The 14,952-nt window shown below is 68.7% G+C and carries 17 protein-coding genes and 1 pseudogene; 15 read left to right on the forward strand and 3 right to left on the reverse strand.

The window, feature by feature from the left end:
• Nucleotides 1-394 (forward strand): methionine adenosyltransferase domain-containing protein (locus B3E43_RS13645; protein ID WP_292030404.1); only part of this gene is annotated, 394 nt, incomplete at its 5' end.
• Here the strand turns inward: B3E43_RS13645 and B3E43_RS13650 are convergent.
• On the reverse strand, nt 391-639 hold the full coding sequence (locus B3E43_RS13650; protein ID WP_292030405.1) for a hypothetical protein: 249 nt from the start codon (nt 637-639) through the stop codon (nt 391-393). The two genes, B3E43_RS13645 and B3E43_RS13650, sit on opposite strands and share 4 nt — an antisense overlap.
• Nucleotides 640-728: 89 nt before the next feature.
• On the opposite strand from B3E43_RS13650, the gene trmB reads away from it, so the two are divergent.
• Nucleotides 729-1,424 (forward strand): tRNA (guanosine(46)-N7)-methyltransferase TrmB, encoded by a 696-nt coding sequence (gene trmB / locus B3E43_RS13655; protein ID WP_292030407.1) that lies wholly within the window; start codon nt 729-731, stop codon nt 1,422-1,424.
• Here the strand turns inward: trmB and B3E43_RS13660 are convergent.
• Nucleotides 1,411-1,950: a biotin transporter BioY gene (locus B3E43_RS13660; protein ID WP_292030411.1), complete on the reverse strand. Its 540-nt coding sequence runs from the start codon at nt 1,948-1,950 to the stop codon at nt 1,411-1,413. The genes trmB and B3E43_RS13660 overlap by 14 nt on opposite strands.
• 107 nt (nt 1,951-2,057) lie before the next feature.
• Between B3E43_RS13660 and B3E43_RS13665 the strand changes: the two genes are divergently transcribed.
• Nucleotides 2,058-2,561 carry a DUF1993 domain-containing protein gene (locus B3E43_RS13665; protein ID WP_292030413.1) on the forward strand — a complete coding sequence of 168 codons (504 nt, stop codon included), beginning with the start codon at nt 2,058-2,060 and terminating at the stop codon, nt 2,559-2,561.
• Between the two features lie 7 nt (nt 2,562-2,568).
• Here B3E43_RS13665 and B3E43_RS13670 read toward each other — a convergent pair whose 3' ends face one another.
• Nucleotides 2,569-3,063: a protein-tyrosine phosphatase family protein gene (locus B3E43_RS13670; protein WP_292030416.1), complete on the reverse strand. Its 495-nt coding sequence runs from the start codon at nt 3,061-3,063 to the stop codon at nt 2,569-2,571.
• 100 nt (nt 3,064-3,163) lie between these two features.
• Between B3E43_RS13670 and B3E43_RS13675 the strand changes: the two genes are divergently transcribed.
• From B3E43_RS13675 to B3E43_RS13730, 12 genes and pseudogenes are all read left to right on the forward strand, one after another.
• Complete coding sequence (locus tag B3E43_RS13675; RefSeq protein WP_292030418.1) at nt 3,164-3,658, forward strand: hypothetical protein; 495 nt, start codon at nt 3,164-3,166, stop codon at nt 3,656-3,658.
• 113 nt (nt 3,659-3,771) lie between these two features.
• Entirely contained in the window at nt 3,772-4,314 is a 543-nt protein-coding gene (gene rimP / locus B3E43_RS13680) for a ribosome maturation factor RimP (RefSeq protein ID WP_292030420.1), read from the forward strand.
• A gap of 3 nt (nt 4,315-4,317) precedes the next feature.
• Nucleotides 4,318-6,069: a transcription termination factor NusA gene (nusA, locus tag B3E43_RS13685; protein ID WP_292030422.1), complete on the forward strand. Its 1,752-nt coding sequence runs from the start codon at nt 4,318-4,320 to the stop codon at nt 6,067-6,069.
• A gap of 18 nt (nt 6,070-6,087) precedes the next feature.
• Nucleotides 6,088-6,756: an RNA-binding protein gene (locus tag B3E43_RS13690; RefSeq protein WP_292030424.1), complete on the forward strand. Its 669-nt coding sequence runs from the start codon at nt 6,088-6,090 to the stop codon at nt 6,754-6,756.
• Between the two features lie 81 nt (nt 6,757-6,837).
• Nucleotides 6,838-9,831, forward strand: coding sequence for a translation initiation factor IF-2 (infB, locus tag B3E43_RS13695; protein ID WP_292030426.1), 2,994 nt, complete (start codon nt 6,838-6,840; stop codon nt 9,829-9,831).
• 66 nt (nt 9,832-9,897) lie between these two features.
• Nucleotides 9,898-10,410, forward strand: a complete 513-nt coding sequence (locus B3E43_RS13700; protein WP_292030428.1) for a hypothetical protein — start codon at nt 9,898-9,900, stop codon at nt 10,408-10,410.
• A 57-nt stretch (nt 10,411-10,467) separates the two neighbouring features.
• The gene (locus B3E43_RS13705) at nt 10,468-11,151 is read left to right on the forward strand and encodes a hypothetical protein (protein WP_292030430.1); all 684 of its coding nucleotides are present in this window, start codon (nt 10,468-10,470) and stop codon (nt 11,149-11,151) included.
• The gene (locus B3E43_RS13710) at nt 11,148-11,858 is read left to right on the forward strand and encodes a DUF2459 domain-containing protein (RefSeq protein ID WP_292030431.1); all 711 of its coding nucleotides are present in this window, start codon (nt 11,148-11,150) and stop codon (nt 11,856-11,858) included. The genes B3E43_RS13705 and B3E43_RS13710 overlap by 4 nt, the downstream gene beginning before the upstream one ends.
• Before the next feature lie 112 nt (nt 11,859-11,970).
• Nucleotides 11,971-12,447, forward strand: a complete 477-nt coding sequence (gene rbfA, locus B3E43_RS13715; RefSeq protein ID WP_292030432.1) for a 30S ribosome-binding factor RbfA — start codon at nt 11,971-11,973, stop codon at nt 12,445-12,447.
• Nucleotides 12,447-13,379 carry a tRNA pseudouridine(55) synthase TruB gene (gene truB / locus B3E43_RS13720; protein WP_292030434.1) on the forward strand — a complete coding sequence of 311 codons (933 nt, stop codon included), beginning with the start codon at nt 12,447-12,449 and terminating at the stop codon, nt 13,377-13,379. Before rbfA ends, truB begins: the two co-directional genes overlap by 1 nt.
• 11 nt (nt 13,380-13,390) lie before the next feature.
• A complete protein-coding gene (rpsO, locus tag B3E43_RS13725) occupies nt 13,391-13,660 on the forward strand; it encodes a 30S ribosomal protein S15 (RefSeq protein ID WP_150978650.1) in 270 nt (89 codons plus the stop codon).
• Between the two features lie 239 nt (nt 13,661-13,899).
• Nucleotides 13,900-14,952 (forward strand): annotated as a pseudogene (locus B3E43_RS13730) (polyribonucleotide nucleotidyltransferase); the annotation flags it as partial.

The raw sequence follows: 14,952 nt of genomic DNA on the forward strand, positions 1-14,952 counted from the left end.
CGGCGGCGCCTTCTCGGGCAAGGATCCGACCAAGGTCGACCGTTCGGCCGCCTACGCCTGCCGCTATCTGGCCAAGAACGTTGTCGCCGCCGGCCTGGCCGACCGCTGCACCATCCAGATCAGCTACGCCATCGGCGTGGCCAAGCCCCAGTCGATCCACGTCGATCTGCACGGCACCGGCAAGGGCCCGATCAATGAAGCCGTGCTGGAGGCCAACATCCTCGGCCTCATCGGCGGCGCTACCCCGCGATCGATCCGCGAGCACCTCGGGCTCAACCGGCCGATCTACGCCCGCACCGCCGCCTATGGCCATTTCGGCCGCGCACCGGAAGCCGACGGCGGCTTCAGCTGGGAGAAGACCGATCTGGTCGACCAGCTGAAGGCCCTGATCTAGGGCTCCAGTCCGGGCTCGCCGCTTTCCGGCGAGCCCTTCGGCGTCTCGTCCTTGGCCTCGACCACATGCCGTTGCGGCGGGTCCAGCGCGGCGCCGAAACCGAACAGCATGGCCGCCATCATCTGCACGCCGCCTCCGCGCCGTTTCGACGCCGCTCGCCCGCCGCCGCCCGCCATGGCGACCGTGGCCCAGACGATCAGCCCGATCAGGGCCAGGCCCACGCCCCAGCCGATGATGTCCGCCATGTTCTGCTCCCTGCGCCCGAAGAACATGGGGAGGCGGCGGGCGCTGTGAAGGACTCGCGCCAACCGTCCGACCGCCTATAAGGCCGCCCATGTCCTCTTCCGACGATCCCGCCCACCGCCCGCTCCGCTCGTTCGGCCGCATCAAGTCGCGCGCCATCAAGCCGCGCCAGGCGGCGCTGTTCGACACCCTGCTGCCCGGCATCGCCCTGCCTCATCCGAAAACCGGGCCGATCGATCCGACCACCCTCATGCCCGGGGCGAAGGCCGTCTGGCTGGAGATCGGCTTCGGCGGCGGCGAACATCTGGCTGAACAGGCGGCGCGCCATCCCGACACATTGATGATCGGCTGCGAGCCCTTCCTGAACGGCGTCGCCTCGGCCCTGCGCCATATCGACGAGCGCGGGCTGCAGAACGTCCGCCTCCATGCCGACGACGCGCGCGACGTAATGACCGCCCTGCCGGACGCCTCGCTGGACAGGGTGATGATCCTGTTCCCTGACCCCTGGCACAAGGCGCGGCACAACAAGCGCCGGCTGGTGCAGGACGAGACGGCGGCGGAGATCGCGCGGCTGCTGAAGCCCGGCGGCGGGCTGCGCTTCGTCACGGACTGGAAGGACTATGCCGAATGGGCGCTGGAGAAGTTCGAGCGCACCCCGGGACTGGTCTGGCTGGCCGAGGCCGCCGACGACTGGCGCACCGCCCCGGCCGACCATGTGGTCACCCGCTATGAAGAGAAGAAGCTGGGCGACACCCCGCCGATCTTTCTGGACTTCATGCGGGCCTGAAACCCGGCGCCGCCGACAGGGCGCGCGCGGCGAGGACGACCAGACCCGACTTGACTGCGGCGCCGATCAGGAAGGGCGTGAAGCCGGCGGCGACCGCGACCGGCACGCCCATGCGGATCGCCAGCCAGCCGGTCCCGACCGCCAGAATCGACAGGTGCAGGCCGAACAGCCAGGCCGACGCGGGGATGAAACCGCGCAAACGGCCCTGCTCGGCAAGGACCCCTGCCGCGGCGGCGGCGAGCGGAAAGGCGAGCAGATAGCCGGCGGTTGGTCCGGTGAACGGGGCGACGCCCGACGCGCCGTCGGAGAAGACCGGCAGCCCCGTCAGCCCGAGGACGAGATACGACAGGACGGCGCCGCCGCCCCATCGCCATCCCAGAACCACGCCCGCCAGCAGCACGGCCCAGGTCTGCATCGTCATCGGCACCGGGAACATCGGCACGGACAGGCCGGCGCAGACCGCGATCAGCAGGACGAAGCCGGGGACGGCGGCGAGGCGAAGCGGCAGGCCGGGGTGCGCGATCATGGCCGACGCCAACCACGGCAGACCGAACGGGGCAAGACCCTGGCGGTGTCGGCTGGAAATCTTCGGCGATCCGGCGCAGAAAACCGCCGTAGCCAAGGGACTGAACGATGAGCCTCACCCTCGACCATGTCTCGACTTCCATGTTCCTGCGCGGTTTGAACGTCCTGTCCGGATTGATCGACCGGGCGGCGGAATCGGGCCTCGAGGAGGCGGCCCTGATGGAGGCGCGGCTGGCGCCGGACATGCGGCCATTCCCGGATCAGGTCCGCATGGCGGCCTTCTCGGCCCGCAGCTGTGTGGCCCGTCTGACCGACCAGCCCTGGCCGAAAACCGATGACGCCGAGGCATGCCTGGCGGAACTCAAGGCGACGGTCGCCCTGTCGATCGCCTTCATCGAGGGCGTCGAGGCCGCTGCCTTCGCGGGGGGCGAGACCCGCCGGATTGAACTCAGGTTCCCGGGCGTCGAGCTCAATTTCGAGGGTCAGGGATATCTGACCAGCTTCGCCCTGCCGAACTTCTACTTCCACCTGTCGATGGCCTATGCCCTGCTGCGCCATCTGGGTGTGCCGCTGGGCAAGCGCGACTTCCTGGGGCAGATCGAGCTGATCTGAGCCGGCCTCAGACCCTCCCCAGCCCGGCGGCGAAATCGCGGAGGAACGCCAGCTGCTCGTCAGTCTCCGGCACGGGTCGGCCCCGGGCCTTGCCGACCCTCAGAATGGCCTCGTCGGGATGAAGCCCGCCCTCGATCAGGGCCGCGATGGCGAGGGACGGGGCGCGTCCCAGCCCGGCCCGGCAGTGGATTACGATCGTCTGACCGGCGTTCAGCCGGCGCTCGATGGTGGTGGCGACCCGCCGGTAGTAGACGGGGTCAGCCGGGACGCCATGGTCTGTGATCGGGAAATTGTAGAAGCCGACGCCGTGCCTCGCCGCCGCCGCCCCCTCGTCGGCCAGACCCAGCTCGGCGGCCTCCGCCGGCTCGAGCAGGCTGACCACATGATCGACCATGCCGTGCGCCAGCCGCGCCATCTGCCCGTCCAGCGCCTCGCCCCCGTCAGGCTTTCGCGAAATTCCCAGACGCCCGCGGGTGTCGAGACCGATCCAGTGGATTTTCATGCGGGGTCTGTTCTGGCTTTGCCGGAACAGATTGGCAACCGTCGCCCGCGCTGCTTGACGGGTGGATGACGCGCGACCGTGGCGTCCGGAGGTAAGAGGCTTGGCTCAATCAGGGAAGAACAAGCCGCCGCTCGACGGCAGTGGTTTTATTGTCGCCGCGCTACTCGCTCCCGGTATTGCGCTGGCGCTCTTCTACGTTGGCATGGGCCTGACGGAGTCGGTCGTCGGGGCCGGTGGCCTCGGGAGGCTGGTTGGAAACTTTCTGCTCCTTTTGCTGATCGCATCATTTTGGGGAGCAGTTCCGAGCCTGATTTTCGGCGGCCTGGTGCTGTCGGTAATCCAGCGGATGCCGTGGCGCGCAAAGTCGACGCCGCTCGTGTTCATGGCTGGCGGCATGCTGGCCGCCGGCCTGTATGTGCTGACCGGATTCGGAACGGCCATGCTGTCGCCCGGCGTGACGATGTTTTTCGCCCCTTGGGCCACCGACCTGGGGGCTCCCGGTGCAAACCGCCAGGAGTGGTGGTTGGTCTCCAGCCTGCTTCTTTCGGGCGCCGCCGCCGGTCTGATCTACGCCGCCTTCGCCAAGAGGGGCTGACAAGGCCTGCCGCCGGCGCTATACGCCGTCCCACATCGTTAGACCGGCGTCCTAACGGCGCCGTTTGAGCGGCGGCCGTCTGGCCCGCCGCTTTTTTATTGGACCGCGCCCCGTTGAAGGCCAAGACCGTTGAAGACCGCGCTCTGCTGGAGCTGATCGAACCCGTGGCGGAGAGCCTGGGCCTCGACATCGTGCGCGTGCGTCTGATGGGCGGCACCCTGCGGCGGCGGCTGCAGATCATGGCCGAGCGCCCGTCGGATCACGACATCGCCGTCGAGGAGTGCGCCCGCCTGAGCCGCGCCGTGTCGGAGGTGTTCGACGCCGCCGATCCGATCGCCGGCGAATATCTGCTGGAAGTGTCGTCGCCGGGTGTCGACCGCCCGCTGACCCGCCTGTCCGACTTCGACCTGTTCGAGGGCTATGAGGCGCGGCTGGAAAGCGACCGCATGATCGAGGGCCGCAAGCGGTTCAAGGGCATGATCGCCGGCACCGACGGCGACAATGTCGCCATGGACCTGGAGGGCGAGGAGGACACCGCCCTGATCCCGTTTGAATGGCTGGTCGACGCCAAACTGGTGCTGACCGACGAACTGATGAAGGCGGGCGCCGAGAAGCGCGCCGCCCGTAACGACAACTCTGAAGAGACCGAGGACTAGACCATGGCTGTTGCCGGCGTTTCCGCGAACCGACTCGAACTGCTGACGATCGCCGATGCGGTCGCGCGCGAGAAGAACATCGACAAGGAGATCGTCGTCGAGGCGATCGAGGAGGCGATCCAGAAGGGCGCCAAGTCGCGCTACGGCGCCCATCACGACATCCGCGCCAAGATCGACATCAAGTCGGGCGAAATGGCGCTGACCCGTCACGTCACCGTCGTCGCCGACGACTGGCAGCCGGAAGACGAGCTGGAAGAATTCAACGACAGCGCAATGGTCCGCCTGACCGACGCTTCCAAGCGCGATCCGGAAGCCTTCGTCGGCAAGGAATACATCGAGAACCTGCCGCCGTTCGAGTTCGGCCGGGTGCAGACGCAGATGGCCCGTCAGGTCGTGACCGGCAAGGTCCGCGACGCCGAGCGCGCCAACCAGTACGAAGAGTTCAAGGACCGCGTCGGCGAGATCGTCAACGGCACCGTCAAGCGGGTCGAGTACGGCAACACCGTCGTCGATCTGGGCCGGGGCGAGGGCATCATGCGCCGCAACGACTCCATCCCGCGCGAGGTGTTCAACATCGGCGACCGGATCCGCACCTACATCTATGACGTCCGCGCCGAGGCCAAGGGCCCCCAGGTCATGCTGTCGCGCTCGCACCCCGGCTTCATGGCCAAGCTGTTCGCCCAGGAAGTCCCGGAAGTTTACGACGGCGTGATCGAGATCCGCGCCGCCGCCCGCGACGCCGGTTCGCGTGCCAAGATGGCCGTGCTGTCGAACGACTCCTCGATCGATCCGGTCGGCGCCTGCGTCGGTATGCGCGGCTCGCGGGTCCAGGCGGTTGTCGCCGAACTGCAGGGCGAGAAGATCGACATCATCCAGTGGAACGCCGACGAGCCGACCTTCATCGTCAACGCCCTGGCCCCGGCCGAGGTCTCCAAGGTCGTGCTCGATGAGGAAGCTGACCGCGTTGAGGTCGTGGTGCCGGACGAGCAGCTGTCGCTGGCCATCGGCCGCCGCGGCCAGAACGTCCGCCTCGCCAGCCAGCTGACCGGCTGGCAGATCGACATCATCACCGAGAGCCAGGACTCCGAGCGTCGCCAGCGCGAGTTCGCCGAGCGCACCACCCTGTTCCAGGAAGCCCTGGACGTCGATGAAGTCATCGCCCAGCTGCTGGTCACCGAGGGCTTCGCTACGGTCGAGGACCTGGCCTTCGTGGAAACCTACGAAATCTCGGACATCGAGGGCTTCGACGAGGACACCGCCGAGGAACTTCAGGCCCGCGCCCGCGACTTCCTCGAAAAACAGGCTGCCGTACTGGACGCGAAACGGGTCGAACTGGGCGTGCAGGATGAGGTGATGGCTGTTCCGGGCGTCACCGGCGCCATCGCCGTCGCCTTGGGCGAAGGCGGGGTGAAGACTGTCGAGGACCTGGCTGATCTGGCCACCGATGAGATCCGCGGCGGCTACGAGGTCAAGAACGGTGAACGGGTCAAGGTCCCGGGCGTTCTGGAAAGCTTTAACCTGGCCCAGGAAGAGGCCGAGATGCTGATCCTCCAGGCCCGTGTCGCGGCCGGCTGGATCGACGCCTCGGAACTGCCGCAGCCGCCGGAGCCGGAATACGAGGAAGAACTGGCCGAGGGCGAATATGACGCCGACGCCGTCTTCGCCGCCGCGCCGGAAGGCGAAGACGGAGAAGTCGCCGCCGAAGAAGACGCCGAGGTTCTCGTCGAGGACCCCGAACAAACCCCCAACGCGTGATGGGAGACCGAACCTTCCATGAGTCTGCGCGAAGCGACGATCGATAGGGAACGCCGCGACCTCGTCACCCACGAGGTCATGGACGAATCTCGCCTGATCCGCTTCGTCGCCGCTCCGGACGGTTCGGTCGCTCCCGATCTGGCGCGCAAGCTGCCGGGCCGCGGCCTCTGGGTCGCGGCGGACCGCGCCTCCATCGAGGCGGCGGTGAAGAAGAACCTGTTCTCGCGCGCCGCCAAGGCGCCGATGAAGCCGGCCGCGGACCTCGCGGACACGGTCGAAAGCCTGCTGTTCCGTCGCTGTCTGGACCAGCTGGGGCTTGCCCGGCGCGAGGGCGTGCTTATCTCCGGCTTCGAGAAATCCCTGGCCAATGTGCGGTCGGGCAAGGCCGCCTGGATCATCGAGGCGGCGGACGGCTCCGCGGACGGTCGCGGCAAGCTGCTTTCGCTGGCGAAACACATGACGCCGCCCCCGAAAGTCTGCGGCGTCTTCACGGCGGACGATTTGAGTTTGGCCCTTGGGCTGGAAAATGCGATACACGCCGTCCTGCTTGAGGGCGGGCGGGCCGATCGCTGGACCATAGAGGTCGAACGACTGGCGGGATTTCGACCGCTTCTGCCCCCGGAGTGGGGCGGTGAGCCGGCTGAGGCCCCGAACAAGGTTTTGGACGGGCGGGGTTCTGCTCCCTGATTGGGGGCAGGGCGACGCGCGGCTTTTTGTGTTTGAACGAGACGACGGCGGATCACCTGCTGTCACGAGTAAAGCGACCGGATGACTGACGAGAACGACAAGACCAACGACGGCGCACCGCAGGCTCCGACCGGGACTCCGTCCCAGACGGGTCCGCGCGCGCCGCTGAGCCTGAAGCCCCGGCAGGCGGGATCGGTTTCGACCGGCACCGTGCGCCAGAGCTTCAGCCACGGCCGCACCAAGACCGTGGTGGTCGAGACCAAGCGCCCCCGCGCCGGCGGCGCCCCGGGCCATCAGCGTCCGCAGGGCTTCGACGTCGCCCGTCCGCGAACCGATGCGCCCGCGCCGCAGGCCCCCCGTCCGGCAGCGCCGGCCGGTCCCGCCGGCGGCCGCCTGTCGAACGAGGAACAGGAAGCCCGCCGCCGCGCCATCGAACTGGCCACCCGCGCCCAGGCCGAGCGCGCCCAGACCGCCGCCGCCGAACAGGCGCGCCGCGACCAGGCCGCCCATGAACAGGCCGCCGCCGCCGCCCAGATCGCCAACGCCGCCCAGGCTGAAGCCGCTGCCGCCCGCGCCGCTGCCGAGGCCGCCCGCGCAGAGGCCGCCAAGCTGACGGCCGCCGCGCCCGCCGCTCCGGCCAAACGCGCCCCGGCCGCAGCGCCGACGCCGGCTCCGGCCGCCCCGGTCGCGCCGACCCCGGCACCGGTCGAGGCCGCCGCTCCGGCCCCGGCTGCCCCGGCCCGTCCGGCCCCGCCCGCTCGCCCCGTGGTCAATTTCGGCCAGCGCGTTCCCAAGGCCCCCAATCCGTCGCGGGCGCCCTCCGGCCCGGCCTTCGGCGGCCGTTCGGCCCGTGAAGAAGCCATGGGCGGCGGCGAGCGCGCCTATTCCGACCGTCCCGCCGCTCCGGCCCGACCGACCGGCCGTCCGGCCGAGCCGGTCCGCTATTCGGCCCTGACTCCGCGCCCTGCGCCGGGCGCAGCCCGTCCGGGTCCGCGCACGGGTCCCGGCGGTCGTCCGACCCCGAACGCCCCCCCGGCCCAGGCCGAGGTCGCCCGTCCGAGCCGCGCGCCCGGCGGCGGTTTCGCCCGCCCGCTGAAGCCCGAGGATGATCGCGACAAGCGTTTCTCGGACGCCGGCAAGGCCGTCAGCCGCACCCGCGGCGAACCCAAGCGTCGCGAAGGCCGCCTGACCATCCAGTCGGTCGCCGGCGACGGCGACACCGCCGAGCGGATGCGCTCACTGGCCTCGGTTCGCCGGGCCCGTGAACGCGAGAAGGAAAAGCGCAAGGGCGGCTCCACCGACGCCCCGAACCGTCCGCGCGAAGTCGTCATCCCTGACGTCATCACCGTGGGCGACCTGGCCAACCGGATGGCCGTGCGCGGCGTCGACATCGTGAAGTTCCTGATGCGTCAGGGCCTGATGATGAAGATCAACGACGTCATCGACACCGACACCGCCGAACTGGTGGCCGACGAATACGGCATGACCGTCAAGCGCGTGTCCGAGTCCGACGTCGAGACGGGCTTCCTGTCCGATGCGATCGACGACGAGGCGACCACGCCCCGCGCGCCGGTCGTGGCCATCATGGGCCACGTCGACCACGGCAAGACCTCGCTGCTTGACGCCCTGCGCACCACCGACGTCGCCTCTGGCGAAGCCGGCGGCATCACCCAGCACATCGGCGCCTATCAGGTCCGCCTGCCCAACGACGATCGCGTCACCTTCCTGGACACGCCCGGCCACGCCGCCTTCTCGGCGATGCGGGCGCGCGGGGCCAATGTGACGGACATCGTGGTTCTGGTCGTGGCCGCCGACGACGGCGTCATGCCCCAGACCATCGAGGCCATCCAGCACGCCAAGGCGGCCAACGCCCCGATCATCGTGGCGGTCAACAAGATCGACAAGCCGGACGCCAATCCGCTCAAGGTCGTCAACGAACTGCTGCAGTACGAAGTCATCGCCGAGAGCCTGGGCGGCGACACCCAGATCATCGAGGTCTCGGCCAAGAACCGCACCAACCTGGACGGCCTGATCGACGCCATCCTGGTGCAGGCCGAGATGATGGATCTGAAGGCGGACCCGGAACGGTCCTCGGAAGGCGTGGTCATCGAGGCCAAGCTGGACAAGGGCCGCGGTCCCGTCGCCACTGTTCTGGTCAAGCGCGGCACCCTGCGTCGCGGCGACATCGTCGTGGCCGGCTCGGCCTGGGGCAAGGTTCGCGCCCTGCTCAACGAGCGCAACGAACAGCTGACCGAAGCCGGTCCGTCGGTTCCGGTCGAGATCCTCGGCCTGAACGAGGCCCCCAGCCCCGGCGAGCCCCTCGCCGTCGTGGAATCCGAGGCCCGCGCCCGCGAACTGACCGAATACCGCGACCGCGTGAAGCGCGAGAAGGCCACGGGCGGCATCAACCAGGTCAGCCTGGTCGACATGATGTCCAAGCTGCAGTCCAAGAAGGTCTCGGAACTGCCCGTCCTCATCAAGGCCGACGTCCAGGGCTCGGCCGAAGCCATCGTCGGCTCGCTCGAGAAGATGGGCAACGAGGAGGTCCGCGCGCGCACCGTCTATTCGGGCGCCGGCGGCATCACCGAGAGCGACGTCCAGCTGGCCAAGTCGGCCGGCGCGCCGATCCTCGGCTTCAACGTCCGCGCCTCGAAACAGGCTCGCGACCTGGCCGAGCGCGAAGGCGTCGAGATCCGCTACTACTCCATCATCTACGACCTGCTCGACGACATGAAGGGCGTGCTGTCCGGCATGCTGGCCCCGCTCCAGCGGGAAACCTTCCTGGGCAATGCCGCGGTGCTGCAGGTGTTCGACATCTCCAAGACCGGCAAGATCGCCGGTTGCCGGGTGTCCGAAGGCGTGGTCCGCAAGGGCGCCAAGGTCCGGATCATCCGCGACGACGTCGTGGTCCTGGAGCTGGGCACCCTCACCACGCTCAAACGCTTCAAGGACGAGGTCAACGAGGTCCCGTCGGGCCAGGAGTGCGGCATGCATTTCCAGGGCTTCCAGGACATCAAGGCCGGCGACTACATCGAGTGCTTCACGGTCGAAGAGATCAAGCGCACGCTGGACTAGCGAGAAGACCGGAACGGCGGCGCGACAGCGCCGCCGTTTCGCCTTATCCGTCGAGGATCAAGCCTCATGCGTCCTTTCCTGATCCCCCTGCTCGCCGCCTCAGCCATCGCCGGACCGGCCGCGGCAGAGACGCGCTACCTCGCCTATGACGCCTCGGACCGGGTCACCCAGGCCATGACGCGCGGCATCACGCTGGAGGCTGATCGCGGCCTGTTCGGCGCGATCAGCGTGCGGCGGATCATCTCGACCTCGAACCGCGGCTCGGCTGATATCCGGCGCGGCGGTCCCGATGCCGTGCGGCGTGCCCTGCCTGCCGGATCACGGGAGACCTCGGTCTATGCAATCACGCCGGAAGGCGGTGGCCGGGGCCTGAGTCGGGCGCTCTGCCCCGGGTCGGAAGAGGCCTGGATGGTGCTGGGACGGGTCCGGCTGGGCCGACCCATGACCGTGCACGCGGTCGGGCGCTGGCCGGACGGCGGCTACCGGCACTGTGTCCAGCTGTCGTACAACTGGCGCGGCGAGTGGGCCCTGCCGCCCGCGAGCGGGCCGGACGATGACGCCCGCCTTCCCACTCCCTGACGCACCTGTGGCGCGATAGTCATTCCCGCCGCCACAGACCCCCGCTAGGGTTGCGGCATGACGGTCGCCGAAGTCCGCAGCACCACCCCGCGCCAGAGGGGAATGAAAAGCCTCGCCGGCGGGCTGGCCTTCCTGTGCCTGGTGCTCTTCCTGCTGGCCATCGAGCAAAAGCAGGCCGTGGCCGCCTGGGCCATGATCCGCGACGACGCGGCGCCCGCCGCCGGGCGGGTCGCGGACTGGGCGGGACGGCTGGTCTCAGGCGAGGGCGAGGGCATCACGGGGCTGAAGTCCGCCCTCGCCGATGACGGCAACCCGTCGGTCGCCGCATCAAGCGATGCCGTGCTGACCGGCGAATTCGGCCCTGCGGACGAGACCGCCCGCGCGGCCCTCGGCGGCGCCACCTTCGCCGGCGCCATGGTCCGGTTCGACACAGGCGACAGCTTCCGGACCTCACCCCTGCGGATTGCCGCCGGACGCGAGCATTTCGTCTTCGGCCAGACCTTCGCCGACCGCCTTGAGGCCCCCGCCGACGCCCAGATCGAGATCCGCCGCATCATCCCCGCGACGCGCGCCGAGCCGGTGAAGCCCTCGGCCCTCTGCGCAGGCCAGGCGCCGGACATGATCGCCCTGCTGCACCGCCGCGACCGGGTCGACCTGATGCTGTTCCGCGCCCCGGCCCGGTTAGGCCCCGACGCCCCCGTCGCAACCCTGTGCGGGGCGTGGCGACTCAAGGCGCGATGAAGCGCCGGCTCAAGGGATACGGGCTCGGACCTCTCGTCGCCGCCATGGCCCTCGGCGGGGTCGCCGCCCTCTGGACCTGGACCGCGCCCGGCAACCCCGCCCTGTGGCCGGCGTCTGCGGCTGAACCCGGCGTCGAGGTCCATGTTCTGGACAACGGCTTCCACACGGATCTCGCCGTCCCCCGCGCCTCGCTCGAGACGCGGGCCGGGCCGCTGGCTGAAGCGGTGCGCAGCCTGCCGCCGGGCGACTGGATCCTGATCGGCTGGGGCGACGCCAGATTCTATGTCGACCAGAGCCCGATCGGCGACCGCCTGCCCGACGGGGCGAGGGCCTTCTTCCGTCCGGGCAACGCCTCGGTGATCATGCTCGACCCGGCCCGGCGTGATCCGCGCGATCTGGTCGCCGACGACCGCCGCCGCTCGCTTCGACTTTCCACCGCAGGGTTCGAGGTCATGGCCGCCCACATCGAGGCCTCGCTCGACCTCGACGATGGCCAGGCCCGCATCGCCGCCGCCCGGGCCGGCGACGACGCCCGCTTCTTCGCCAGCCATGAGCATTTCTGGATCGGCCGGCTCTGCAACCACTGGAGCGCCGGCGTGCTCAACGCCGCCGGCCTGCCCGCCCGACCGCTGCGCGCCATAACGTCGTCGGAGGTCATGGCCACCATCGAGCGGGCGCAATTGGACACGGCGGCCCCGCGGGACTAGACCCCGCGCTCATTCAATTTCGCCGCGCTCGAAAGGTCATGCCTTTCCGACCCGACGCGGCGTCGCTTTTGAGAGCCGGGTCCGATCCCCGGCAGGCGACGAGGACAGAGCCATGAGCAACCGCAAACAGAAGAAGCCCGCCGCCAAGGCCGGAACCGTCAGCCAGCGTCAGCTGCGCGCCTCCGAAATGATCCGTCACGCCCTCGTCGAGGTCATGCGCGAGAACGAGATTCGCGACCCCGCCCTGGTCGGAGTGTCGGTCACCGTCACCGAGGTGCGACTGTCCCCCGACCTGAAACACGCCACCTGTTTCGTCGAGCCACTGGGCGCCGGCGTCGAGACGGCGCCCGTCGCGGGCCATATCGACGAGATCGTCAAGGCGCTGAACGCCCACGCCAAATTCCTGCGCGGCGCGCTGGGACGGCATATTGAGATGCGCTTCACCCCCGACCTGCGTTTCCGCCACGACGAGAGCTTCGCCGCCGCCGAGCGGCTGAACCGGCTGCTCGACGACCCCCGCGTCCGCGCCGACGTCTATGTCTCGCCGTTCGAGGACGATGAGACGGATGACAGCGCCGGGACCAACTAGTGGGCCGTCGCAAGAAGGGCGAGATCGTCAACGGCTGGGTCTGTCTCGACAAGCCGTTCGGCATGGGGTCGACCGAGGCCGTCTCGAAGGTCCGCCGCCTGTTCGACGCCCAGAAAGCCGGACACGCCGGCACCCTCGACCCCCTGGCCTCCGGCATCCTGCCTATCGCCCTCGGCGAGGCGACCAAGACCGTCCCCTTCATGATGGAGGCGCAGAAGGTCTATCGCTTCACCATCAACTGGGGGATCTCGACCGACAGCCTCGACCGCGAGGGCGAGATCACCGGCCGCTCGGACGTCCGGCCCGATGTCGAGGCGGTCCGCGCGGCGCTTCCGGCCTTTGTCGGCGAGATCGATCAGATCCCGCCGCAGTTCAGCGCCATCAAGGTCGACGGCCAGCGCGCCTATGACCTGGCCCGCGAGGGCGCCGAGTTCGAACTGGCCAGCCGCCGGGTGACGATCCATGAGGCGGCGGTCAGCGATGCGCCCGACGCCGACCATGTCGAACTGACCATCCGCACCGGCAAGGGCGTCTATGTCCGTTCGCTGGCGCGCGACCTGGCCGCCGTTCTGGGCGCCGAGGGGCATGTTTCCGCCCTGCGTCGCGAGCGGGTCGGACCGTTCTCTACGGAAAACGCCGTCACGCTGGATTTCCTGACCGATCTGGTGCATAGGGACGCCGCCTCGGAAGGCTTGCTTCCCGTCGCGACCGCCCTGGACGACATCCCGGAGCTGGCCGTGACGGATCAGGACGCCTTCTCGCTTCGTCAGGGACGACCGATCGTTCTGCTCCCCAGACAGGTCGAAACGCTCAAGAGCCGCCTTCGGGACGGCTCCCGAACCGTTTCAGCCTTTCAGGGTCAGACCCTCGTCGCTCTCGGTCAGTTGCGGGCCGGCCGGCTAGAACCCGACCGCGTTTTTAACCTCCTTTAGGAGTACACCCGATGTCGATTACGCCCGAGCGTAAGAACGAAGTCATCGCCGATAACGCCCGCTCCGCCGGCGACACCGGCTCGGCCGAGGTCCAGGTCGCGATCCTTTCGGAACGCATCGCCAACCTCACCGATCACTTCAAGACCCACAAGAAGGACAACCACTCGCGCCGCGGCCTGCTCAAGATGGTCTCGCAGCGTCGTCGCCTTCTTGACCACCTCAGCAAGGTTGATCGCGAGCGCTACACCGCTCTGATCGGCAAGCTGAACCTGCGCCGCTAGGCGCGGAACGCGGATGAGATTTGGGGCGCGGGCCATGTCCGCGCCTCTTTCCGCATCCAGAGACCAGCCGCGCGCCGCGGTTCGTACCGGTGCATGACGCGAGGGCCATACCGGTCCTCTTCTTCCCGGATCGTTCGCGATGGCGCGCACGATCCATGGACCGAAGGACTGAACGCCCGACGCTCCACCCACTGATGGGACCCCGCGCGGAATCCGCCCGCGGGATATGAAAGACGAACATGTTCGATATCAAACGCAAGACGATCGACTGGGCCGGACGCCCGCTGACCCTCGAAACGGGCCGCATCGCCCGTCAGGCTGACGGCGCCGTTCTGGCCACCTACGGCGAGACCGTCGTCCTCGCCACCGTCGTCTACGGTCGCGCGCCCAAGCCGGGCCTGGATTTCTTCCCGCTGACCGTGAACTACCAGGAAAAGACCTTCGCCGCCGGCAAGATCCCGGGTGGCTATTTCAAGCGTGAAGGCCGTCCGACCGAGAAGGAGACCCTGGTCTCCCGCCTGATCGACCGTCCGATCCGCCCCCTGTTCGTCAAGGGCTTCAAGAACGAGACCCAGGTCGTCGTCACCGTGCTGCAGCACGACATGGAGAACGACCCCGACATCCTCGGCCTGGTCGCCGCCTCGGCTGCCCTGACCATCTCGGGCGTGCCCTTCATGGGCCCGATCGGCGCCGCGCGCGTCGGCTATATCGACGGCGAATACGTTCTGAACCCGACCCTCGACCAGATGCCTGACAGCCAGCTCGACCTCGTCGTCGCCGGCACCCAGGACGCCCTGATGATGGTCGAATCCGAAGCCAAGGAGCTGTCGGAAGACATCATGCTCAACGCCCTGATGTTCGCGCATCGCGGCATGCAGCCGGTGATCGACGCCATCATCGAAATGGCCGAGCACGCCGCCAAGGAGCCCTTCGACTTCCAGGCCGAGGATCACTCGGACGTCGTCACCGCCATCCAGAAGCTGGTCGGCGAGGACATCAAGAAGGCCTACACCCACGCCGGCAAATACGAGCGCCGCAACGGCGTCGACGTGGCCAAGAAGGCCGCCGCCGCCAAGCTGGTGAAGACCGACGAAAATCCGGACGGTGTCGATTCCGCCAAGTTCGGCGCGGCCTTCAAGGAATGTGAAGCCCACGTCCTGCGTCGCGACATCATCGACAACGGCCACCGCGTCGACGGCCGCGCCCTCGACAAGGTCCGCGACATCGTCTCGGAAGTCGGCGTCTTCCCGCGCACCCACGGCTCGGCCCTGTTCACCCGCGGCGAGACCCAG

Source organism: Brevundimonas sp. UBA2416 (assembly GCF_002343105.1).
Classification (GTDB): domain Bacteria; phylum Pseudomonadota; class Alphaproteobacteria; order Caulobacterales; family Caulobacteraceae; genus Brevundimonas.